The sequence below is a fragment of the Porphyromonas sp. COT-108 OH1349 genome (genome assembly GCF_000768755.1).
GTDB classification, from domain to species: Bacteria; Bacteroidota; Bacteroidia; order Bacteroidales; family Porphyromonadaceae; genus Porphyromonas_A; species Porphyromonas_A canoris.
On the sequence record NZ_JRAH01000031.1, the window covers coordinates 201,807 to 226,237 of the forward strand.

General features: G+C 45.2%; 18 protein-coding genes. 10 read left to right on the forward strand and 8 right to left on the reverse strand.

Annotated features, from left to right (window positions below; translation table 11 throughout):
* Positions 1 to 9 precede the first annotated feature (9 nt).
* From bamA to JT26_RS07470, 3 genes are all read left to right on the forward strand, one after another.
* Complete coding sequence (gene bamA / locus JT26_RS07460) at positions 10 to 2,784, forward strand: outer membrane protein assembly factor BamA (protein WP_081966417.1); 2,775 nt, start codon at positions 10 to 12, stop codon at positions 2,782 to 2,784.
* A gap of 28 nt (positions 2,785 to 2,812) precedes the next feature.
* Entirely contained in the window at positions 2,813 to 3,337 is a 525-nt protein-coding gene (locus JT26_RS07465) for an OmpH family outer membrane protein (protein ID WP_036848334.1), read from the forward strand.
* Positions 3,338 to 3,486: 149 nt separating this feature from the next.
* Positions 3,487 to 3,990, forward strand: coding sequence for an OmpH family outer membrane protein (locus JT26_RS07470; RefSeq protein ID WP_036790986.1), 504 nt, complete (start codon positions 3,487 to 3,489; stop codon positions 3,988 to 3,990).
* A 1,097-nt stretch (positions 3,991 to 5,087) separates the two neighbouring features.
* Here the strand turns inward: JT26_RS07470 and JT26_RS07475 are convergent.
* The gene (locus tag JT26_RS07475; RefSeq protein ID WP_036790983.1) at positions 5,088 to 5,666 is read right to left on the reverse strand and encodes a cob(I)yrinic acid a,c-diamide adenosyltransferase; all 579 of its coding nucleotides are present in this window, start codon (positions 5,664 to 5,666) and stop codon (positions 5,088 to 5,090) included.
* A 164-nt stretch (positions 5,667 to 5,830) separates the two neighbouring features.
* Here JT26_RS07475 and JT26_RS10235 point away from each other — a divergent pair, with 164 nt between their 5' ends.
* From JT26_RS10235 to JT26_RS07500, 5 genes are all read left to right on the forward strand, one after another.
* Positions 5,831 to 6,730, forward strand: coding sequence for a right-handed parallel beta-helix repeat-containing protein (locus tag JT26_RS10235; RefSeq protein WP_052110426.1), 900 nt, complete (start codon positions 5,831 to 5,833; stop codon positions 6,728 to 6,730).
* Positions 6,731 to 6,867: 137 nt separating this feature from the next.
* On the forward strand, positions 6,868 to 7,875 hold the full coding sequence (gene trpS / locus JT26_RS07485) for a tryptophan--tRNA ligase (RefSeq protein ID WP_036848338.1): 1,008 nt from the start codon (positions 6,868 to 6,870) through the stop codon (positions 7,873 to 7,875).
* 51 nt (positions 7,876 to 7,926) lie between these two features.
* A complete protein-coding gene (locus JT26_RS07490; protein WP_036790979.1) occupies positions 7,927 to 8,346 on the forward strand; it encodes a DUF3127 domain-containing protein in 420 nt (139 codons plus the stop codon).
* Between the two features lie 81 nt (positions 8,347 to 8,427).
* Positions 8,428 to 9,708, forward strand: a complete 1,281-nt coding sequence (gene glyA, locus JT26_RS07495; protein ID WP_036848341.1) for a serine hydroxymethyltransferase — start codon at positions 8,428 to 8,430, stop codon at positions 9,706 to 9,708.
* A gap of 134 nt (positions 9,709 to 9,842) precedes the next feature.
* Entirely contained in the window at positions 9,843 to 12,221 is a 2,379-nt protein-coding gene (locus JT26_RS07500) for a family 20 glycosylhydrolase (protein ID WP_036848344.1), read from the forward strand.
* 734 nt (positions 12,222 to 12,955) lie between these two features.
* Here the strand turns inward: JT26_RS07500 and menD are convergent.
* From menD to JT26_RS07535, 7 genes are all read right to left on the reverse strand, one after another.
* Positions 12,956 to 14,524: a 2-succinyl-5-enolpyruvyl-6-hydroxy-3-cyclohexene-1-carboxylic-acid synthase gene (menD, locus tag JT26_RS07505; protein WP_052110427.1), complete on the reverse strand. Its 1,569-nt coding sequence runs from the start codon at positions 14,522 to 14,524 to the stop codon at positions 12,956 to 12,958.
* Between the two features lie 10 nt (positions 14,525 to 14,534).
* Positions 14,535 to 15,614, reverse strand: coding sequence for a chorismate-binding protein (locus JT26_RS07510; RefSeq protein ID WP_160217644.1), 1,080 nt, complete (start codon positions 15,612 to 15,614; stop codon positions 14,535 to 14,537).
* Positions 15,615 to 15,637: 23 nt separating this feature from the next.
* Positions 15,638 to 16,450: a glycosyltransferase family 2 protein gene (locus JT26_RS07515; protein ID WP_036848350.1), complete on the reverse strand. Its 813-nt coding sequence runs from the start codon at positions 16,448 to 16,450 to the stop codon at positions 15,638 to 15,640.
* Positions 16,451 to 16,466: 16 nt separating this feature from the next.
* On the reverse strand, positions 16,467 to 17,273 hold the full coding sequence (locus tag JT26_RS07520; protein WP_036848353.1) for a glycosyltransferase family 2 protein: 807 nt from the start codon (positions 17,271 to 17,273) through the stop codon (positions 16,467 to 16,469).
* Positions 17,263 to 18,222, reverse strand: coding sequence for a lipopolysaccharide kinase InaA family protein (locus JT26_RS10240; RefSeq protein ID WP_052110428.1), 960 nt, complete (start codon positions 18,220 to 18,222; stop codon positions 17,263 to 17,265). Before JT26_RS10240 ends, JT26_RS07520 begins: the two co-directional genes overlap by 11 nt.
* Before the next feature lie 117 nt (positions 18,223 to 18,339).
* Positions 18,340 to 18,951: a response regulator transcription factor gene (locus JT26_RS07530; protein WP_036848356.1), complete on the reverse strand. Its 612-nt coding sequence runs from the start codon at positions 18,949 to 18,951 to the stop codon at positions 18,340 to 18,342.
* Complete coding sequence (locus tag JT26_RS07535; protein WP_036848359.1) at positions 18,948 to 20,861, reverse strand: sensor histidine kinase; 1,914 nt, start codon at positions 20,859 to 20,861, stop codon at positions 18,948 to 18,950. The genes JT26_RS07530 and JT26_RS07535 overlap by 4 nt, the downstream gene beginning before the upstream one ends.
* 171 nt (positions 20,862 to 21,032) lie before the next feature.
* On the opposite strand from JT26_RS07535, the gene JT26_RS10245 reads away from it, so the two are divergent.
* Both JT26_RS10245 and JT26_RS07545 read left to right on the forward strand, forming a co-directional pair.
* Positions 21,033 to 22,775 (forward strand): leucine-rich repeat protein, encoded by a 1,743-nt coding sequence (locus JT26_RS10245; RefSeq protein WP_052110429.1) that lies wholly within the window; start codon positions 21,033 to 21,035, stop codon positions 22,773 to 22,775.
* A 23-nt stretch (positions 22,776 to 22,798) separates the two neighbouring features.
* Positions 22,799 to 24,346, forward strand: coding sequence for an InlB B-repeat-containing protein (locus tag JT26_RS07545; RefSeq protein ID WP_036848361.1), 1,548 nt, complete (start codon positions 22,799 to 22,801; stop codon positions 24,344 to 24,346).
* The last annotated feature ends 85 nt before the right edge of the window (positions 24,347 to 24,431 follow it).

Below are 24,431 nucleotides of genomic sequence, written 5' to 3' on the forward strand. Positions count from 1 at the left end.
ACAATCTCAATGAAAAATAGATGTAACACCAATCCTCTATCCCCTGCTCTGCATAGAGTGCTGCTTTCGGCAGTGATTTGCTGTGCGGTAGGTGTATTATCAATCCCCGTTAAGGCTTTTGCTCGCAACTCGATAGCCATACAGGATACCATTCAGGCTCCTGTGGTATCTTATATGTACCCGGTAACCAAAACCATAGCAGACATTAAGCTGGAAGGGGTTAAGACTTACGATAAAGATGTAGTACTTGGAATATCGGGGCTGTTCGTGGGTCTCTCGTTGGAAGTGCCGGGCGAAATCCTCAGCAAAGCCATAGAAAACTACATGAAGAACGGACTCTTCTCCGACTGTAAGATCTATGCGGATAAGATAGAGGGCGATTCGGTTTGGCTTACGATAGAGTTGGTCGAGCGTCCCAGACTCTCCAAGCTCGTCATCAATGGCGTAAAAAAGGGAGAGAGAGACGAGCTGGTGAAAGGTCCTTTGGCCTCTTTTTATGACGGTTCACAGCTTACACCGAATACCATCGACGTGGCAAAAGAGGTGGTTCTTAAGCATTTCGATGCAAAAGGATACAGCAACGTTGCCGTTACAGCCGAGGAGATAAAAGATACCACAAGGGATAACTATGTGGAGTTGCACATCAATGTCGATAAGAGTAATAAGACTAAAGTAAACCGGATATACTTTGAGGGAAACAAAGAACTCTCCGATGCCACTCTTCTCAAAGCGATGAAAAAAACCAATGAGGGCTTCTCTCTCCGTCGCAATCCATGGACAAGTATTCTCGAAATATTCTCACAGAAGAAGTTTGTCAAGAAAGACTATACGGAAGACTTGGATCTGCTCCTTGCCGCATACCATGAAAAAGGGTATCGTGATGCCGAAATCCTTAAAGACTCGGTAGCTAAAGCAAGCGATAAGAAAGTGGATATTCACATCAAGGTAGCGGAAGGAAAGAAGTACTATATAAAGGATATCAACTTTGTTGGTAACACGAAGTACAACTCCGAAGACCTTCTACGCCTTTTGGGAATGAGTCCGGGCGATGTGTACAACCAGAAAAAGCTCGAAAGCAGACTCCGTACCGATGAAGATGCAGTGGCTAACGTCTATGCGAACAACGGGTATCTCTTCTCTTATATCTACCCTGTGGAGACAGAAATAAAGGGAGACTCCGTTACGCTCGATATACGTATCGTGGAAAACAGACCCGCAACGGTCAATCGCGTAATAATAGATGGCAACGACAGACTATATGAAGATGTCATCCGTCGAGAGCTGTACACCAAACCGGGACAACTCTACAACAGAGACTATATATTCCGTTCAATGCGTCTGATTGCCGCTACCGGACACTTCGATCCGGAGAAGATAATACCTGAGCCGATACCTAACGAAGAGAACGGTACGGTGGATATTCGATGGAATCTGACACCTAAATCTAACGACCAGGTAGAGCTATCCGCAGGATATGGACAGACCGGTCTTATAGGACGTGTATCTTTGAAGTTCACCAACTTCTCTATAAAAAATCTCCTCAATCCGAAATCTTACAAAGGTTTTCTGCCTACCGGAGACGGACAGACACTTACGCTGAGCGGACAGACCAACGGTCGCTACTATCAAAGTTACAGCATACAGTTTACGGATCCCTGGTTCGGCGGAAAGCGTCCTAACTATTTCAGTGCCTCTCTTTGGTATTCACGCCAAACAGGTATCAACGAACAGTATTACAGCAATCAGGTCAGAGGACTTCAGTCTGCCTACTACAATCAGCTTTACAACCCCTACTATGGCGGAGGTTATGGTGGCTACGGCGGATACGGAGGCTATGGCGGTTATGGCGGATACGGTGGTTACGGCTACGATATGGGCTCTCTCTATGAAAGCGCATACGACCCGGACAAACTGCTTGATATGATCGGCGGTAGCATCATGTATGGTAAAAGGTTGACCTGGCCCGATGATAACTTCCAAATTCAAGGAGGATTAAACTATACGCTATACCGACTTCGCAACTGGTCTTCACCTTACTACGACTTCGGTATGACCGATGGTGTTGCAAACGATGTACACCTTTCAGCAACCATCTCACGTATCTCCATAGACAACCCGACCTATACTCGTAGAGGTTCCAAACACTCATTGGAGCTGTCTGCAACGCCTCCTTACTCTCTATGGGACGGCATAGACTATACCAATCCTAAGCTCTCTCGCGGAGAGAAAAACAAGTTCATCGAATATTATAAGGTGAAATACAAAGGAGAGAGCTTCCTGCCTCTGTTGGATGAACGCAGATACAAGAGAACTCCGGTACTTATGGCGAGAGCCGAAGCCGGTTTCATTGGTGCTTACAACCCCTACAAGCGTTCACCTTTCGGTACTTTCTACATGGGTGGAGACGGGATGAGCGGAGCTTATAGTGCATTCCTCAACGAGACCATCGGACTTCGCGGATACAAGAACGGCTCCATCGCAGGCGCCAACGGCAAGAATGCTTACTCTTATGCCCGCATGACCTTGGAGCTGCGCTATCCTATCATCTTTGAACAGCAGACCAGCATTTGGGTTATAGGCTTCTTGGAAGCCGGTAATGCCTGGTCCAACGCTTCCTCTTTCAATCCTTTCCAGCTCAAACGTTCAGCCGGAGTGGGAGCAAGAATCATGATCCCGATGATCGGTCTTATGGGATTGGATTGGGGTTATGGCTTTGATGCACCGGACGGATCCACAATGAAGGGAGGAAGCAATATCCACTTCGTTATAGGACAAGAGTTTTAAGTCTAAACCAGATAAAAATTTGAATATTATGAAAACAAGATTATTGGCACTCGTAGTAGCTTTGCTCAGCATCTGCGCAGTGAACGCACAAGAAAAGTACGCCTTGATAGACTCAGAGTACATCCTTTCCAAGATGCCCCAATACAAGGCTGCCACAGAAAACATGCAGAAGCAGGCAGAAAAGTTTCAGAAAGAAATCTCCGGCATACAGGAGAAAGCGGCAGCCATGTACAAGGAATACCTCAAAGAGAGACCTAAGTTGTCCGAACAGCTACGCACTTCCAGAGAAGAAGCCATCGTAGCTTTGGAGGAGAAAGTACAAGAGCTCCAACAAAAATATTTCGGCCCTAAGGGGGAGATGGCGACCCTTCAAGAAAAAGAGGTGAAGCCCATCCAAGACGGCATCTATGAGGCTGTGAAACATATCTCACTGCGAAGAGGCTACGTTTTGGTGCTCGACAGAGCCACCACACAAGGCGTCATCTTTGCCACTCCGGAGATAGACATCAGCAACGATGTACTAAAAGTGCTCGGAGTCTCCGTCTCTCGCTAATCTGAAAAGAGGTTTTGCGTTCTGTGTGTGGAAGTTATCGGCTTGCCATTTACATTTTTCTTCCTATCTTTGTTCGCAATACCCTACCATGAAAGATAAATAGAGATTCACTCAAGAAAACAAATTACATTACAGATAAGAAAGAAGAAATGAAACGTTATTTATTAGCATTTGTGCTACTTATGATGCCTGCTCTACTTGTTGCTCAGGCTCCTCAAAAAATTGCAACAATCAACTCTCAGGAGATCATGATGGCAATGCCTGACACCAAAAAGGCACAAGCTGAAGTAGAGAAGCTACAAAAGGAGTTTGAAGATGCGCTCCTCATCAAGCGTGAAGAGCTAAAGAAGAAGTACGAAGACTATATCTCTAAGGAGAAGACTCTTCCGGAATCTATCAAGCTTCGCCAACAACAAGAGATAGAAGATATCCAAAAGAGAATAGACGATCTTACTCAGGCTGCTATTCAGGATATCCAAAAGAAGCAACAAGAGCTTATGGCTCCGATCCAAGCGAAAGTGTTGGACGCTATAAAGAAAGTGGGCAACGAAAATGGCTTTGCATACATTCTTGAAGCAGGAGTAACACTCTACACCGGCTCTACTGCCATCGACGCCACTCCACTTGTAAAGGCGAAGTTGGGCATCAAGTAAAAAGATATTCATTAGGGAAGCCCGTTTCCCGATAGAAAAAAGCTCGGCAAAGATCACTTTGCCGAGCTTTTTTTGTGCGCACTTTTATATAAAAACAGAGCTCCTCATGCGGACGAGAAGAAGAGCTTCTTTCCCGGCTCAATCCGGAAAAAAAGAGACAATACACCTATAACCTCCTATCAATCAATCCGATAAAAACCAGCCCGAATTTGAGAAAAAATTTTTCTTCGTCCGTTTGACGGGGCTTTTTCGCGTTAATAGGAGTGAATTTTAACACTCGTGTTTGCAAATAAATCTTAATGTGATTTCGTGGGCAAAAACAGCAAAAAAGGGGAGAAAACAGCTAAAACACTAACAATCAGCCAAGTAATCAAAATTTCTAAACACGTTAATCGAATCCGGTAAACGTGTTTAATGAAATCACTAAACGTGTTCGTTGAAAAATTAAACACGTTAAGCCGACAAAATATGCTCGTTTACCGTTTGTGCTTAACAGGTATCGGAATTTGTGTTAATAAAATGAGATCAATTTAACAGTTCGGTCATGCTCTGAAAACAACCCCTCCGATCAAAATAGAGAGCAAGAAAAAAGTGGGCATTTTGCGGTATGGAATATATAAAAATCAGTCTTCCAAAATAGACCTGAAACAGGATTTCGGAATGCAAAAAAGGTAATGGGGAAATAGAGAAAGAGAGCAGGTCGGCAACTCTTCCCCTTCACGCTCTTAGAGACCCCATTTGTGAAGTATCTGAAAGCGGTCTCTACCTCTGCTTAGACTAATGGGGAAAAGGCATTGAAGGCGTGAAGCAAGCCAACTAACATTGTTGGGAAAGAGGGGTGATAGGAAAGAGGACTCGTCTTGCAGGCAACTCTCTTTGATCTTGACAGCAAAGAGCAAAAAGGAAAATCCCGGAAAACCTGTCGGCAGTCCGGGAGATTCGGCACGGGAAGCAACTCACCATTCGGTGAGAACGAATCCCGTGATGCAAATGTAGTACTATTTTACTTATGATACAAATAGAGAGCTTTTTCATGTAAGGGCTATCAGGGGAAGAGATAACTGCCTCATCTCTGCGGAAAAGCCCCCAATACAGCCTTAGTCGTATGTCTTAGAGGGAGACTCCCAATAGATCTCTACGCCGTTGCCATCGGCATGGATCAGCTTCCGAGACAGCGCAAAGAAGTAGTCGGAAAGCCTATTAACATACTTCAACACCGCATCCTCCACTTCGCTTCCCTCCTCTACTACTGTAAGGATTCTACGTTCAGCCCTTCTGGAAACCGTGCGACAGACGTGAGCTTGCGAGGTTGCGAGTCCGCCCGATGGCAGGATAAAGCGTTCAAGTGGCGGGCAGTGCGAGTCGAGCCTATCTATCTCTTTCTCTATCTGCTTGATCACTTCGGGTGTAACATAGCTGGGCAGCCGGAACGATGTATCGGTAGGATCGGTGGCAAGGTAAGCCCCGACGTTAAAGAGCATTATCTGTATCCCTTTCAAGGTATCCAGATCCTGCGCATCCGAAATCTGACTCATAAGGACACCGATATGGGCATTAAGTTCATCTATCGTGCCATAGCTTTCGAGTCTTGAACAGCATTTGGAGACGCGTTGTCCTCCTACGAGAGATGTTTTTCCCTTGTCTCCGGTCTTTGTATATAGTTTGCTTTTCTTCATGTTACCTTCTATGATGATGTTATTTAATACTTGGCTAAGATACAAATATCGTCCAACTTATGGAAAATGCTCTTTCCTCCTGCAGTGAAAAGGCTCAGCATCGGCATGGAAAGATGATATTTTTCTTAATTTTGCAGTAAATAATCATCTTAAACACCAACTTTATGAAAATACTATCCCTATTCGGAGCTGTAATGTTCTCTTTTATCCTTAGTTTGGTCTCCTTTCACGCGCAAGCCCAATCGGATGTAAAAGTGTATCGCGTCGCGGATGAAGAAAGCTTCATCAAAGCTCTTCACAGCAACAGCCGTATCTACATTGCAAAGAATACGGACATAATGCTCAGCGATATTTTGGAAAAAGAAGGAGATGGACGCATTTTTGCGATGTCTCCTCTTCGTGCAGGAGAGTATCTTACCCTTGATTCTTCCCCCGGAATATTTCGTTCTGAAGTTTTTGATGGTATAGAACTCATCTTGAACGGGCTTGAAAACATCACGATAGAGGGAGAGGGGGAGAGCCGTTCCCGCATTTTGGTATCGCCCAGATATGCCAACGTGCTGAACTTTAAGGACTGTGCCAATATCAAGTTGGTAAATCTTGAAATAGGACATACCGAAGAAGGATATTGCGAAGGAGGTGTTCTCAACCTTATCAGCTGCGACAACATAGAGGTGAAAAACTGTGAGCTTTTCGGCTGTGGGACAATAGGTGTATTGGCAGAGAACAGCAGAAACTTCAGATGTATCTCTTCCGTCATCTGTCATTGTACATACGGCATTATCTCTCTACTGCCCGGAAACAAGAATTTTCTCTTTCAAGATTGCCATATGCACCATAATGAAGAGTTCGATTTAATAGAGCTGCGTGAGGGAAATAAAGGTATCGTATTCGACCGCTGTCGCATAGAGCAGAACAGAGGTACATTATTCGGTCTGCGCTCTATCCTGACACTGAAGGACTGCTATATAAATCATGAAGGGGAGGTAGGCAACATAGATCTTATTAAACGGATTCGCGGACGCTTTGTCTTCCGTCCGGGACAGGACATGGAAGAGGAATAGAAGTCGTTTGTATCTCCAATCCCAATCTTTTACATCGTATAACCATCGGAGAGCATCCGATTTTAGCATTGTTTAGCTCACAGAAAAAGACTATATTTGTGAGCTAAACGTATATATAGCAGTATAATTTCACAGATATGACATCAGAGAAAAAAGATATCGTGGTAAGTGGCATTCGTCCCACAGGTAATCTACACTTGGGAAACTACTTCGGTGCCATCAAAAGCTTTCTTACTATGCAGGAAGAGTGCAAGTGCTACTTCTTCATAGCAGACTGGCACTCTCTTACCACACATCCACATCCGGACAACATCCTTAAGAATACTCGCACCATATTGGCAGAGTATCTGGCTTGCGGAATAGATCCATCCAAGGCAGTAATATATGCTCAGAGCGATGTGAAAGAAGTGTTGGAACTCTATCTTTATCTCAATATGAACGCCTATCTGGGAGAGCTGGAGCGTACGACATCCTTTAAGGAGAAAGCCCGCAAACAGCCTAACAACGTCAATGCAGGGCTACTCACCTATCCAACACTTATGGCTGCGGATATTCTGATGCACCGTGCCGTCAAAGTACCGGTAGGAAAAGATCAGGAGCAGAATATGGAGATGGCAAGGAAGTTTGCTCGTCGTTTCAATACGATCTATGGCGTGGACTTCTTCCCGGAACCTGCATCTTTTTCTCTCAGTAGCAAGGCAGTGAAAATTCCCGGACTGGATGGCAGCGGAAAGATGGGCAAAAGCGAAGGCAATGCGATATACCTGATGGATGACGAAAAGGCCATAAGGCAAAAAGTGATGAAGGCTGTTACAGACTCCGGACCCACCGAGCCAAACAGCGAAAAGCCCGAAGCCATTCAGAATCTGTTTACGCTCTTGGAGATTGTCTCTTCTGCCGATACTTACAACTACTTCAATGATAAGTACAACGACTGCTCCGTTCGCTATGGAGACCTGAAGAAGCAGTTGGCGGAAGACATCGTCCTTTTCACTGCTCCTATCAGAGAAAAAATCTTAGAGATAGCTGCGGATACGGATTACCTTGAGCGTGTAGCTCGTGAAGGGGCAGAGCAAGCAAGAGAAAGTGCTCGCCTCACAGTGGATAAGGTAAGAGAGATCATCGGATTTCCTGCTTTGCGATAAGTAGGAAGCTATTCCATTTACAAAGAACTAAACACAAAAACAGAGATAAAGATGAACAATTACTTGACAGGAAAGATCACCCACGTATTGGAACCGATATCGGGAGAGAGCAAACGTAATCCCGGCACAACATGGAAGAAGCAAGACTACGTAATGGAGACGAACGATATCTATCCAAGAACGGTAGCCTTTAACATCTTCGGCGAAGATCGTATCAATATGGCGAACATAAAGCTTGGGGAGATCATCACCATAGAGTTTGAAGTGAATAGTCGCGAGTTTAACGGACGCTGGTACACCGATGTACAATGCAGAAACGTTATTCGCGGCGAACAGGCTCAAGCCATCAGCCAGATGGGTGTACAACCCCAGCCGGCACCGGCTCCTCAAACTCAGACACAGGTTAATTTCGGTCCCGCCACACCTCAACAGGGAATAGTGAACGATCCTACGGACGATCTTCCATTCTGATCTTTCCGTCCGGAATATCCGATAACATAAAAGGAATAGACATCAAACATTAGAACCACACTATAATCATTATTTGACTTTATGAATCAACACGATCCAATCTTCGATCTCATTCAAGAGGAAGACAGAAGACAGAGACACGGCTTGGAGCTTATCGCTTCCGAAAACTTCGTGTCCGAGAATGTAATGAAAGCTATGGGAAGCTGCTTCACAAACAAATATGCAGAAGGCTATCCCGGCAAGAGATATTACGGTGGATGCCAAGTAGTGGACAAAGCAGAACAGATGGCAATAGACCGTCTTAAGCAACTTTATGGCGCGGAATGGGCTAATGTTCAGCCTCACTCAGGAGCACAAGCCAATATGGCAGTATTCCTCGCAGTGCTCAAACCGGGCGACACTTTCCTTGGACTCAATCTCGCTCATGGGGGACACCTTTCTCACGGAGCGGCTGTAAACAGCTCAGGTCTTCTTTACAACCCTGTAGCTTACAGCTTGCGTCAGAGCGATGAAACCGTAGATTACGAAGAGATGGAACGTTTGGCTAAAGAACACAAACCAAAGTTGATTGTTGCCGGAGGTTCTGCTTATTCTCGCGAATGGGATTATGCTCGTATGCGTGCCATCGCCGACAGTGTAGGCGCTCTTCTTATGGTAGATATGGCTCACCCTGCAGGGCTTATCGCAGCCGGTCTTTTGGATAACCCGGTAAAGTATGCACACATTGTTACTTCCACAACCCATAAGACTTTGCGCGGTCCTCGCGGTGGTATCATCCTTCTTGGTAAAGACTTTGAAAATCCATGGGGACTTACCACTCCTAAAGGTGAGATCAAGCGTATGTCTCAACTTCTCGACTCTGCGGTTTTTCCTGGAGTACAAGGCGGTCCGTTGGAGCATGTTATTGCTGCTAAGGCTGTTGCTTTCGGCGAAGCATTGCAACCGGAGTTCCGCACATATCAGGAACAAGTGAAGAAGAACGCCTCTGTCCTTGCCGATACATTGGTAGAGATGGGATACAAGATCGTATCCGGCGGAACATCCAACCACAGTATGTTGGTAGATCTTCGTCCTAAGTTCCCTGAACTGACCGGTAAAGTAGCCGAAAATGCTCTTGTTCTGGCAGACATCACAGTGAATAAAAACATGGTACCATTCGATACACGTTCTGCATTCCAAACTTCCGGAATCCGTCTCGGAACGCCTGCACTTACCACTCGTGGTGTGAAGGAAGGAGAGATCAAACGCATTGCCGGACTTATCGACCGTGTGCTAACATCTCCGACAGACGAACAAGTGATTGCCGCTGTTCGTGGAGAGGTGAACGAAATGATGGAATCTTACCCGATCTTCGCTTGGTAAGAGAGATAAGATACATTTAAGAACAGTTACATAAGAGTTTAGAAAAAACCATTTATCAGGCTAAGAGTCTTAGTTTGATCCGTTTTTTCTAAACTCTTCTTTATTGTCCGAAAACTTTCTACACACTTTTAGATATGAGAAAATACTTTCATGCTTTAGCTGCCGCGCTGTTGGCAACGCTTTTTATTACTGCATGCACTCCGAAAGAGTATGTGGTAAAGCCTTATAACGAAGGCATCAACATCATTCCTCAGCCGGTAGAGCTTACCGAGACAACCTCAGGAGCATTCACGCTAAACCGCAATACTGTCTTTGTGGCAGAGGGAGACACACTTGCCGGGATAGCCAAGCTTTTTGCCGATAAGCTTATGGCATCCACCGGCTACAAGTTTGGGTTGGTTTCTGCTCCGGTTAGCAGCAACTACATTCGTATCTCTGTGGATCCTTCTATTTCGGAGAACCACGAAGCGTACACTTTCAACTCATCCGAAGCAGGTATCGACATCGTGGGTGCCACTCCTCAAGGTGCATTCTATGGACTTCAAACTCTTTTGCAACTCCTTCCGGCAGAAGTAGAAAGCAGCAAAAGAGTGGAAGATGTGGCTTGGACGATCCCTGCCGTATCCATCAAGGACTATCCGAGATACCACTATCGCGGACTTCTTTTGGATGCTTGTCGCCACTTCATCACTGTGGAAGACATGAAGAAGCACATAGATATTCTCTCCATGCTTAAGGTCAATAAGCTACACTGGCACTTGACAGAAGATCAGGCATGGCGTATCGAAATCAAGAAATATCCTCGTCTTGTGGAGGTAGGTTCTGTGAGAACAGAAGGAGAAGGATTTGAATATGGTCCTTTCTACTACACTCAAGAAGAGATCAAAGATATTGTTGCTTATGCTGCCGAACGCTATGTAGAGATCATTCCGGAGATAGAGCTTCCGGGGCACGCCATGGCTGCACTTGTTGCGTATCCGGAGTTGGCTTGCTTCCCACGCGACTTTAAGGTGCGCAATATATGGGGAGTGGAAGATGACGTATTCTGTGCAGGAAAAGAAGAAGTTTTCAAGTTCTTGGAAGATGTCATCTCCGAAGTGATACCGCTATTTCCCTCAAAATATTTCCACATCGGAGGCGACGAATGCCCCAAGACAAGATGGAAAGAGTGTCCGCTGTGCCAAGCGAGAATCAAAGCGGAGAATCTGAAAGACGAGCATGAGCTTCAAAGCTACTTCATCACCAGAATAGGACGCTTTCTTGCCGAGAACAACAAAGCCCTCATAGGTTGGGATGAGATTCTCGAAGGCGGATTGGCACCATCTGCCATCGTTATGTCATGGAGAGGAGAAGAGGGAGGTATTGCGGCGACAGAGCTTAATCATGAAGTGATCATGTCGCCATGGACTACCGGTCTTTATATTGATGCTTACCAGGGCGATCATAATGTAGAGCCGGTCGCCATCGGAGGTTACTCTACACTTGAAAGGGTCTATTCTTACAACCCCGCATCGGATAAGATTCCGGCAGAAAAGCAGCATCTCATACTCGGACCACAAGCCAATCTTTGGGGAGAGTATCTGTATGATGAAAGCATCCGTCAATACTACGCTTATCCACGTATGTTCGCTCTTGCAGAGATAGGATGGACACCTGTAGACAGAAAAGATTTCCACGACTTCTCTCGCCGTGTGAACAACACTTATGTGCGTCTCGACATGCACGATGTCAACTACCATATTCCGCTTCCGGAGCAAGAAAACGGCTCTCTCGACCGCATCCAGTTCATCGACAGCCTTACCATTCCGTTCAAGACAACCCGCCCTGTGAAGATGGTGTACACCACCGACGGATCGGAGCCTAATGAAAAGAGTACGGAATATACGGCTCCTCTCACATTCAACGAGACTACAACGCTCAAGATCGCCAGCGTACTGCCTTCGGGAGTATTAAGCAAAGTCCGCACACTGACCCTTACCAAGTTGGACAACTATACCGCTCCTGTGGAAGCGATAGACAGTGTGGCTCTTGCTTCAAGCGGGGTTTATGCTCAGGGGCTCAAGTTTATCACCCACAAAGAGGATGTCAGAAAAGTAGAAGATTTGGCTTCCCATCAGTCTGCCAACATGGAGAGTGGCATCCTCACCGCATTGAAAGATGCCAACAAGAGCTATCTTGTTCCCGGTACGTTCGACTTCAACATCTTCGGAACCATCATAGAAGGATACTTCCTCATACCGGAGCCGGGCGTTTACGTCTTCCAGTCAGACGTGAACAGAGTATGGATCAATGGCGAACTCGTCATTGACAACAGCAAAGAAGTACCTCGCTACTCTCGTCAGGATGTTGCTCTTGCACTCGGAGCAGGGCTGCACTCGATCAAATACGAAATACAAGCCAAAGTGCAAGGCGGCTGGCCGACGCTTTGGAACGACAACCGCGTGGCTTACAAGTCATATAACACTCCGAAATCCGCACCGATAGAAGATTACAGAGTATTCCACAAGAAGTAAAGAGTCGATAAGGAGCTGCCTTTGCCTTGTCGAAGCAGAGAATTGTTCCGAAATCGCAGATTTTTCAACACACATAATCGCCTGCCGAGAGCTTTCTTCTTGGCAGGCGATTGTTATTTTCTCTCCTAAAGTCAAGAGCCTATACAGGGACATGCAAAAAGCTCCAAAGGTTTCAGAGAAAAGTTCCTAATCTTTTTGGAGAAAGCTCTAAAGGTTTATGGAAAAGGATTTGCTACTTTCCAGAAAATGATAATCACCAATCCTAAAAACAGTAATTACTAATCCACGAAACAGTAATTACTAATCCACGAAATGGTAATTACTAATCCACGAAATGGTAATTACTAATCCACGAAATGGTAATTACTAATCCATGAAACGGTAATTACTAATCCATGAAACGGTAATTACTAATCCACGAAATGGTAATTACTAATCCGAGAAACAGTAATTACTAATCCGAGAAACGGTAATTACTAATCCACGAAACAGTAATTACTAATCCACGAAACAGTAATTACTAATCCGAGAAACGGTAATTACTAATCCGAGAAACGGTAATTACTAATCCGAGAAATGGTAATTACTAATCCGAGAAATGGTAATTACTAATCCGAGAAATGGTAATTACTAATCTGAGAAACGATAATTATCAATCTGTCCGTTCCCAAAAATCAAGAAAAGAAACGGAAAGCGATACGGATACAGGAGTAGGGATGTGAGAAGAGAGATGATCAGACCGAGAGCGGCGTAAAGACCTCCACTACCACGGCTTTATCGCATCGGTCGGAGGCGAGGGCTGATATGGCGAGAGCGAGCCGGTCCTCGGTTTTGACGGCGATGTAGGTCAGCCCCAAACCTTCTACCCATCCTTGAGCCGAGCATTGGTGCTGTCCGGTAACGAACGGACGTAGCGATGAGCAGTCTCGAAGTCCCGGAATGGTCTCGAAGATTCTGCCTTCTCCATTGTTCAAGATGATGATCCGAAGATTGGATGGTACGTGAGAGTTCCACAACGCATTGGCGTCATAGAAGAAGCTGAGATCGCCCAGCAGGACGAAATGAAGCGTATCCGATGCCATCGCGGCACCTACTGCGGCGGAGAGAGAACCGTCGATACCGCTCACCCCACGGTTGCAGTGCACTCGGACATCTGCGGGAAGAGGATAGTGCTGAGCAAGGCGGACACTCAAACTATTGCCCAGATGGAGAACGCTTCGGGGCGGTATCTGCTTCAAGACCTCTGCCACTACTCTGCTCTCCGGCTCTTTCGGAGCACTCGCAACGGGGTCAATGGCGTTCTTCTTCCACAACTGTCTGTAAGCAAGATCGCTCTCTCGTGCCGTTTCGTTTGCTATAATCGCGGTGAAATCTTTGGGACAAAGCGGGATCAGATGCGTAAGAGACATGAAAACATCGGCAACCTCACCACTTGGAGAGACGTGCCAGTGCATCTTCGGAGGATACCTCCGCATATCCTGCTTCAGCTTCTTCGACAAAATACTGCCTCCTATCGTAACGACAATATCGGGTTGCAGCTCTTCGCAATAGCTGTAGAAGCGACTCTCAAGAGCTTCTTGCGGTCGGTTCGAGAGATGATCCGCCAGTACGACAGCGGAGGTCGGGAATATAAGAGAGAAAGCTTCACGCTGAGAGTCCATCTGCCCCACAATGATCAGCTTTCGGGACGCCTTGCTCCAAAGCGCCCTTATGTCGTCCGCATCGAAAAGCCACTCTATCTTTCTTTCTACCGGCAATGCCGGAATATTGAAAGCAAAAAGAGGTTCGCTCAAGGGGATATTGATATGCACCGGACCTTGTATGTCCTTTCTCTGCAAAGCAAGCAGAGCCTCGTTTACAAGCCTGTTGCAGTACCAATGATCCGCAGAAGTGTGCACTTCCGGCAGAGTAACACTCTTGCGAGAAAGCATCCCGAACAGATAAGGTTGCGGTAGGGTCTGCCCATCCATCTGCCCTATCCATTCTTGTGGACGGTCTGCAGAAAGGACAAGAAGAGGCAGGTTGCGATAAAATGCTTCCGATACGGCAGAGTGCAGATTGAGTAACGCAGATCCGCTCGTGCAGCATACAGCAACCGGCTGCTCCGTTTCCAAAATCAACCCCAATGCCACAAAACCCGCACTGCGCTCATCTGTAATAGAGTAACATTCAAAGAAAGAGTCTCCTGAGATGCTCTCTATTATCGGAGCATTACGGCTTCCGGGGCAGAGGATGAGCCGTTTAATGCCGTGAGCTTTAAGTAGAGAGCAAAGAATCTGAACGTTGAGTTGATCTGAATACATAAGTTCGGTATTATATAAGCGCCCCTATCGTGTGCATCTTGAAACAGCTCTCCTCCCACTCGGATGCAAGCTCGGACTCCGGCATGATCCCTCCTCCGGCATAGAGCGTATAGCTGTCTCTCACACAGCGTACACAACGCAGATTAACGTAGATGCGGCTCTCCTCCCCTTCCGGAGCAATAAAGCCCAAGAAGCCGGAGTAGAATCTTCGGGAGTGATGCTCCGTCTGCTCTATGAAAGAGCGTGCTTCCGATCGAGGGAAACCACAAACAGCCGGTGTGGGATGGAGCTCGGACAAGAGAGTCTTAACCGATATGTTACGGGGAGATGTGAATATTATCTCTGTCTTCAGATGTTCTATCTGCCCTGCTTTATGTCCTTCCGTCTCTTGCTGCAATACATTGCAGCCCAAACGGCTAAGTGTATCGGAGATAAAGTCGGTAACCATCATCTGTTCGTTTCTGTTCTTTCGGCTCCAGCTTTCGCTGCTCTCTATCGGTCTTGTTCCTGCGAGAGAAACGGTCTTCCACCCCTTTTCGGATCCGGCAAGCAGGAGTTCGGGCGTGGCAGTGAGCCAATATCCCTCCTGCGGAAGGTAGACAAGAGAGACAAAAGCATCGGGATAGCCCTCCAACATCCTCATAAAAAGAGATGACAAGGAGTAGTCCTGCTCAAACTTTCCGGTATGGCTGCGTGTCAGGACAAGTTTATCAAAAGTGCCCTCCGATACAGCTTGGTGAAACTTTCCAAATATCTCCGAATATCTCTCATATTCGGCAATATCTCCATATCTGTTCGGATCGAAAGGATGTTTTGAGGAGATTGATTGGTTCGAGGGACAAGAGATTTCAAGCTGCTCTTCCGGAGGTAAAAGAAAGAGGGGCTCTCTTTCGGAAGATGCGTAAGGAGCAAAGAGAAAAGCTCCTCCATTCGGTATCTCCACATCTGAAATATCTGCAAAAGATAGGATGCTCGCCTCTCTGCACCGAACGATATGCAAAACAGCCTCGTTCGGATAGCGGAAAAGAGCCACGGCATCACCATTTCTCTCAACTTCCTGAAGTAGCGACTCTATATATTGTATCTCCAAAGGTTGCATCCTCTTGCCGTCTTCTAATCTGCTTTGGGAAGGTACTTGTCCAGTCCGTCAGTGGCACGTATCTTTTTATTCTTGATGACGTCCGAGGCTTTCTCACCATTCAGAATATCCAAACTCTTATCCTCCTCTTTATGATAGAGGTGAAACACAACACCTCCCACCTTTAGAAATCTTCGGCGGATACCCATATTGGTCAGTCTGTACACCAAATCAATATCTTCATGCCCCCAACCGATATAGCTGTCATCGTATCCGTTTATGGCTATGATATCTTTTCGCCAAAAAGCAAGATTGCATCCTTTTACGGCTGAAATCCTCTTCTGCTTATAATAAGGAGCAAACAGATTTTGAAGGAAAGGAATACGCCAAGCATTTGCGGAGCTTGTATATCTTCTCGGAGGTGCTTTCTTCAATCCTTTTTCCTGAATGATGGTAGAGGCTTCCTGCGATAGCTTGACCCTGCTTCCGGCTACATAAGCTCCTTCACGAGCAACATTCAGATGATCTGACACAAAGTGTCTTTCAGGAATGCAGTCTCCGTCCAGCTCTATAATATAATCGGACTTCATAACTGCTATTGCTTTATTCAATATCATAGCCTTACGGAAGCCGAGATCTTCGTGCCAAACGTGCTTGATCTCCACTTCTTTGGGTGCTTTTTCTACCATTTTATTTATAGTTTGCAGGGTCTCCTCGCCGGAGCCATCATCTGCAATTATAATCTCATCCGGCAGACGTGTCTGTCGGAAAAGAGCTTCCAAAACCAGCTCCAAGGCTCTATGCCAGTTATAAGTAGAGAGTAGAATAGCGACACTTCGGGGCTGCATACCTCACTTAATCTTTTTAAGAGTTAATGTATTTGTCCACACCATTTTCAGTACGTATCTTTCCGGAAGCGATAACATCCAGAGCTTTCTGTTTGTTCAGTGAGTCTCTGCTTCTGTCTTCTTCCTTATGATACAGATGATATATCACTCCGCCGGCTTTCAGAAAGCGTCTTCGCACACCCATGTTTTTTAGTCGGCTGACCAAGTCTATATCTTCATGTCCCCAACCAACGTAGCTGTCGTCATAGCCATTCACTGCCAGAAGATCCTCTCTCCAAAATGCAAGATTACATCCTCTTACTGCAAAAATTTTATTCTGCTTGTAATAGGGAGCAAGAATATTCTGTGCAAAAGGAATGCGCCAAGCATTCGCAGCATTGGTAAACTTTTTGGGATTGACATTTTGCAGCCCTTTCTCTTGGATGATTCGGGATGCTTCGGGATCCATTTTCACTCTGCTTCCGGCGACATACGCTTTCTTTCTTGCAACATTAAGGTGATCCGCCACAAAATGTTTCTCAGGAATACAATCGCCATCCAGCTCTATAATGTAGTCGGACTCTGCTATCGCAATCCCTCTGTTCAGTATCATAGATCTCCGGAAACCGAGATCCTCATGCCAGACATGCTTTAGATCGACTCCCTTTGGGACCTGTTCTTTCATCCGTTTGATAACCTTTTGAGTCTCCTCTCCGGAGCCATCATCCGCGATGATAATCTCATCCGGCAAACGGGTTTGCTTGAATAGCCCTTCCAGTGCCAGTTCTAATGCTCTTGGCCAATTGTATGTAGAGATCAGTACAGCTACGCTTTTAGGTCTCATGTTGTATATACTCTTGTTTTAAGTTGTTTCTATAATCCATCTCGTAGTAGTAGGGTTTCATCAGCTTTTTCTCAATAGAAAATAGCTTTTCCCATATACCACCACGCCTGAAGTCTCGGATCTTTCGAGAGAAAAGAATGGCTAGCACTCGAAAAAGTCCGGAGCAAAAGTTTCCTCGTCTCTTCTCTTCACGAAAAATGGCTTTGAAACACTTTCCCGCGAAGAACCTGTCACCGGCTTGGAGAAGGTAGCAAGCCACTTCGCTTTCGTCTTCTCCCATCTCTTTTGCATAGGCAGACGCCAGCCTCCGGCTCATATCTATCGGATAGCAGAGTTTGCCCAGATTCTCCCATCGTTCCTTAGGAGAGAGAGGGCGAAAAGCCATCCTGTTTACATCTACCAGAGCAAAGCATATCTCTCCACTCTCTTCTACCCTGTACAGAATATTACCGGGAGATAAATCTCTATTATAAACACCTTTCTTGTGAAGTGAAGAGACAAACGCCACCAAAGCAGAAAAGAGCTTTTCATCACCTTTTACCTCTCCGGCTGTCAGTGCACGAACAGTATCGTATCCGGATAACATCTCGCAGGCATACAGGCTTCTATAAAGAGTGCCACACTTGTACTCTTCAATATATCCGTAGGGAGTGGGAGCGTATATGCCCAATCTGTTAAGATGCAGAGTATTCAAGAAAGATCTTTTTGCCTTAGAACTACCAAGCAAGACATAAAAAAGTCCCCGAACAAAGCCTGTCTTCTTGAAATATTTGACCAGGACCTTATCGGAGAGAATATTGGAGAAAGAGTATTCCACCAGCTTATTGCGCTCGTCATAAATTGTATATCCATGCCAGAGAGGCTCCATCCCTTCCAACAGCTTCCCCATATCGGGATACTCCGGAAAGAAGACTCTCTTCGATCGGCAAGTATGTCTTTGCTCTTTCATCCTCGTACAAATTTAGAGATTATTATCGACACTTTATCTCGTTATCCGAAGAGAGCCAAGAGGTATTCGGGCACACAGCCCGATCTCATTATTATGTTTAAGGGAGGAGCTACGACACTATATCCATTTATCCTGTATGGCAATTCTGACCAAATCCATTGAGTTGCGTGCTCCAAGCTTCTGTATCAGATTCTTGCGATAGGTCTTTATGGTCTCTACACTAAGATACATCTGCTCCGCAATCTCTTGATTGGTCAGTCCGTTTACGATATGACAGAGGAGTTCCTGTTCACGAACCGTAAGCCAAACTGTATCACCGGTGCATTTCTTAACCAAAAGATCTATCTGATGACTTAAAAAGATCTCGCCCGAAAGCACTGTCTCTATGCCTTTTATCACTTCCTCCGAGAGCGCATTCTTTAGTATATATCCGGATGCTCCTGCCGACATTGCCCTGTTAACCATTGTATATTCATCATGAGAGGTAAGTATCAAGATCTTCACTCCGGGATAGCTCTCATGGATTTCACTGCAAAACTCTATTCCGTTACCGTCCGGCATGGATATATCAAGGAGTAAGACATCCGGAAGAGCCTGCGTGAGCATTTTTCTACATTCGTTCAGGGAAAAAGAGACATCGCTTACTTCTGCGACTTCAGACTCGTTTATAGCCAAACGCAACCCCTCCACCAACATTTTGTGATCATCTGCAATGTGTACTTTTATCATGGCATAAGCTCTATTTCTATCGTTACTTCTGTTCCTCTGTTGGCGGATGTGTACAGATTGATCCTGCCGTTATAAGCAGATATTCGGTTCTGCATATTGGTCAATCCTGCTCCATAACGAATGGTATTAGGGTCAAATCCGACGCCGTCATCCTGTACGGAGAGTGAGACCAAGTGGTTATCTACCGTCAGTTGGACATTTATATGAGATGCTTTTGCATGCTTTATGGCATTGTTTACCAGTTCGTAAGCACACCTGTATATCAATACTTCAAGACGACTGTCCAAGCGAGGGTTTTCTCCTAAAAACTGAAAACGGACGGTCGGAACAGATCGACAAAAATCCTCCAATGCTGTCTTTATCCCCTCTCTGGCAAGACATTCCGGCATCATATTGTGTGCAACCCTGCGAAGTTCCTCCATAAATTCGTCAAGCATCTGCTTTACTTTGGAGAAGTGTTCAATATCCGACTTCGTCATGGAAGCATCGCTCTTGATGCTGTGGAGGTGCAAGCGAATAACCGAAATCATACTACCCAATCCGTCATGCAGGTCTTGCGACAATCTGGAACGCTCTGCATTTTCTCCGTCAAGGAGAGCCAAAGAAGCCACTAACTGCTTTTCCTGCTTGAGTTGTTTCACTTGTTGCTCTGCCAACTTCCGCTTCTGACGGGAGAGAAGATGCCGATAGAAGAGCACACCCAATATCAATGACAATACAAGCAGTCCCGAAATCCCAAGTACGACATAAAGCTCTCTTTCTTTCTCTAAAGCCGCAATCTGTTGCTGCTTCTTCTCTGTTTCATAAAGAGTTTCCAAGCGAGAAAGAGCCTCCTGATAGTTTCTTTCGGAACACTCTTCCATCATCTGTTCATACTTCCGAAAGAAGTAAGCTGCCTCATTTTCCCTGCCAAGCATAGCAGAGGCATACGCTATATTAAACGCCGTTATGGGAGCAGTATCGGGAGAGAGCGAGTCTATCTGCCATGCGTTCAGTGCTGCGTCATAACACTCTGTATAACGCTTTTGCTCCCGAAAGATATTCGCGTAAGAGTTCCAAGCCAATGTATAGATATAAGGATCTCCCAAACAGTTTGCGGCATTAAGGCACTCATCGGCACATTTCAGTGCTTTGTCATACTCTTTCTTGAGTAGATATACTTTGATGAGTGCTTCATTCATATCTGCTTCAAATACCGGAGCAGCACACGTATCTCCATACTTTACTTTCTGCATATATTCCAGAGCCTTATCTGCATCGCCCAGAGCAAGATGTACATATCCCAACTCCCGATACGACTGTTTCATTCCGGATATATTGTTATACTGCTCTGCCAGCCTGCCCTCCTTTTCCAGATACCCCAAAGCCTGTTTGTAGTTTCCCAATCTGCGGTAACACTCTCCTATATTGCCGTGAGCTATGATGTAGTCTCTGCTACTCTCATCTCCGTCAAAATGCTTCAAAACATTCAGATAGCCCTCTATTGCAGGGATGAACAGCCCTTGACGGGCGTAAAAATTGCCTACTGCCTGATAGCCCTTCTGTATAAGTTTTAAGTTGTCTGAGGCTTTTGCTGCTTCGAGCTGTAAATCGAGATAGATTTTAGCTGTATCGTAAAGACAGCGATAAGTATAAGTAGACCCTATGTAATTGTAGAAACGAAACAACAGCTCTTTATCTCCACATTTCTTAGCCTGCTCCAGCCCTTTAGTTCCATACTTATGGGTGTTGTGCATATCATGTCCGGAAAAAGACTCGGTAATATCCGCATAAAGACTTGCCTGCTCTTTGGCAGACAAGCCTCCCTTTTCAAGGATATTGAGCAGAGAGTCCGCATACCGACCTTGCCCGGATAGAGATAGAGGGGAAAAAATAAGCGATACAAAGATCAGTATAAAAACTCTTTTCATACAGGCAGAAACACTCCATTGATTATACTGCGAAAGTAACGAAATCTACTCATGAAACATATTGCAAAGACAAGAGAATTAAAATATTACAGCAAAAAGTCCTACAAATGGGGTATAAAAACAGAAGATAAAGAGATACTTTCGTAAGTACTAACAAAGCAACATTCCACTATGAAAACAACGTACTTTCTACCTCTTTGCGGGCTGATATTACTACTAACGGCACTCTCCTCCTGCAAAAGTAAAAACGATCCGGGAGGAGATGTGAAGACCTACTATACTGTAACCTTTGATGCAGATGGTGGTACGCCTGCTCCTCCTGCTCAGAGAGTAGAAAAAGGGAAAACGGCAACCGTTCCCTCTCCTGCTCCGACCAAGCAAAACTTTCTGTTTATCGCATGGTCTTTGGACGGCACTAATGCTTACGACTTCCAAACTCCCGTTACCAAAGACATCACTCTAAAGGCTAAATGNTTGGACGGCACTAATGCTTACGACTTCCAAACTCCCGTTACCAAAGACATCACTCTAAAGGCTAAATGGCAAGAGGAGAGTATTGCAGAGTATTGGCAAGTGGCTTGGGAGCTGAATGGAGGCGCATGGACAGAAAACGATAATCACCCTACGCAAGTCCCCAAAGGAGGGATACTCGTAGAGCCAAACCCTCCAACAAAAGAAGGTCATACCTTTGAGGGTTGGTACAGAGAGGCTTCACTCATCAATAAAATCACCTTCCCGTACAACGTCAGTGGTGTTACAAGCGACTTCACGCTCTATGCAAAATGGAAAGAAAATGAAGGCGGAGATGAAGATCCATCCGGCTACAAAATGTTTACCTCCATTTCTGCAATGAAGGCTTGGCTTGACAAGCAGACAGCAAATACAATCCAAAATCCATATAAAGTAGGATTGAAAACTATTAACCTTGATAATGGGAACAACTGGGGAGACTTGGGACTCTCCATCACAAAGCAAAATAAATATGTAGATCTGAGCTTGGCTCCCTGCTTAGGAGAGATAATTCCCGATGGTTATCAAGAAAAGAAGGAGAAAGGAGCTACCGGCAGACCTGTTATCATAACGTACGGTGTATTCATTGACTGTAAAACCCTTGTTTCGATAAAGCTTCCCAATACTCTCAAAAACATTGGCAAGTATGCTTTTACCAAGTGTACTTCTCTAAAAAATGTCCTAGTCCCAAATAGTTTAAAAGAGATTCATAGCTATGCTTTTGAGGAGTGTGTCGAACTCGAAGAGGTCTCACTTCCGGAAGGATTAAGAGTCATTGGAGCACGAGCCTTCTCATATTGTAAAAGCATTTCGTCTATCACTATTCCGAGTACTATATCGGTCTGGGAGGATAGTAGTTTTGAACGTTGCCAATCTTTGACTTCGATTATCATAAAAGAGGGAGTTAATAAAGTGGGCAGGTACGCCTTTTGGGACTGTCCTTACCTCCAACACGTCACACTGCCTCAAAGTATAAAACAAATAGACAAAGGAGCCTTCAGAGGTTGCGAGATATTGCAGACGCTACAATTCCCTGATGGGATCACAATTATCGGAGAAGAAGCCTTCCTCGATTGCGAATCTCTTAGTGAAATAAAGCTCCCATCGGAATTGGAAAGAATAGGCAAAATGGCTTTTAGAGGCTGTTATATGATAAAAAACAAAGGAAAAGAAGTAGAGATCCCTTCTAAAGTAAAGTATATCGAAGACTATGCATTTAACAACACAAAGGTGGAAATCCTCATCATGAGACCTACCACACCTCCATCTTTAGGATACTCGGCACTGGACTCTTATCCTGTATCTCTAAAGAGTATCAAGGTTCCTGCATCCAGCGTGGAGACTTATAAGAAAGCAGAAGGGTGGAAAAAGTACGCCAATAAAATAGTTGCAAATACGGACTAATACATAAAAATGTAGATACAGACATGAAACAAATTCACATCATAGCCCTGTTGGGCATTGTACTGATATGCTTTACCTCCTGCAAGAACAAGAACAATTCGGGAGGGGATGTAAAGAACTACTACACTGTAACCTTTGATGCGGATGGCGGTACGCCTGTTCCTCCTGCCCAGAGAGTAGAAAAAGGAAAAACGGCAACAGTGCCTTCTCCTGTCCCAACCAAGCAAAACTTTCTGTTTATCGCATGGTCTTTGGACGGCACTAATGCTTACGACTTCCAAACTCCCGTTACCAAAGACATCACTCTAAAGGCTAANTTGGACGGCACTAATGCTTACGACTTCCAAACTCCCGTTACCAAAGACATCACTCTAAAGGCTAAATGGCAAGAGGAGAGTATTGCAGAGTATTGGCAGGTGGCTTGGGAACTCAATGGAGGCACATGGACAGCAAACGATAATCACCCTACGCAAGTCCTCAAAGGAGGAACACTAGCAGAGCCAAACCCTCCGACAAAAGATGGTCATACCTTTGAGGGTTGGTATAGAGAGGCTTCACTCATCAATAAAATCACCTTTCCGTACAATGTCAGTGGTGTTACAAGCGATTTGACACTCTATGCAAAATGGAAAGCGAAAGCACCTCAGCCCAATCCGACAGCACCCGGAGTTTATGTTGCAGGCACAGATCGTACAGAGGCGAATGGGCTTGTTGCAACCATTTGGAAAGATGGTAACGTATTCAAACGCTTCCCGGAAGATAATGTTACGCGTGGTACTTCCGTTTTTGTCGGAGCGCAGAAAGTTTACTCGGTAGGGATACGTTCCGGAAAGTATTACTCTGCCATGTTTTACGAAGATGATCAGAGCAAAAGCTATCCGCTATACTCCCGTGCTTACTCCGTATTCGTTTCGGGAGAAGATATTTATGTAGCAGGAGATGCCAATGATGATCCTTGTCTGTGGAAAAATCATAAACAGATAAAGTTACCAAGCAAGAGCAATTATAATGGAAGGGCAAGATCGGTCTTTGTTTCGGGAAACAATGTTTACGCAGCTGGTTATTTATTATCGAGTAGCGGCAAAAAAGATATAGCCGTGCTTTGGAAAAATAACCAACTCGTAGAATTGTCGGACGGCAAGACCGCTGCAAGAGCCCACTCTGTTTACGTTGCGGGGAAAGATGTCTATGTTGTAGGAGAAGAAACCTCCGGTTCTCCTCAAGCAATTTTATGGAAAAACAGTGTGCCCGTACCTCTTCCGAAGGGAGAGTTTGACGACCTCGTCGCAAGGTCTGTATCTGTCTCCGGCAGTGATGTCTATATTGTGGGAGAGGCGAGAAAAGGCATTAGTGAATTTTATGCTATCCTTTGGGAAAACAATAAGATAACCAAGCTGGGATACAAGGCAAAGGCATCTTCTGTTGCTGTATCGGGAAAAGATATTTACGTGGCAGGATATGAATCCGATATAAGAGAGGATCAGACTCGTGCCGTAATGTGGAAAAATGGAACAAAGACCATATTAGGTAACTCCTCTTCAGTTGCTCGTCACATTTTCATAAAGGAATAAAAGGCAGAAGAAATACTAAAACAACCATCACCGAGAGAGTTTATCTCTTCGAGAGAGTAAAATCTTTTTGGGGCGGTTTATAGCA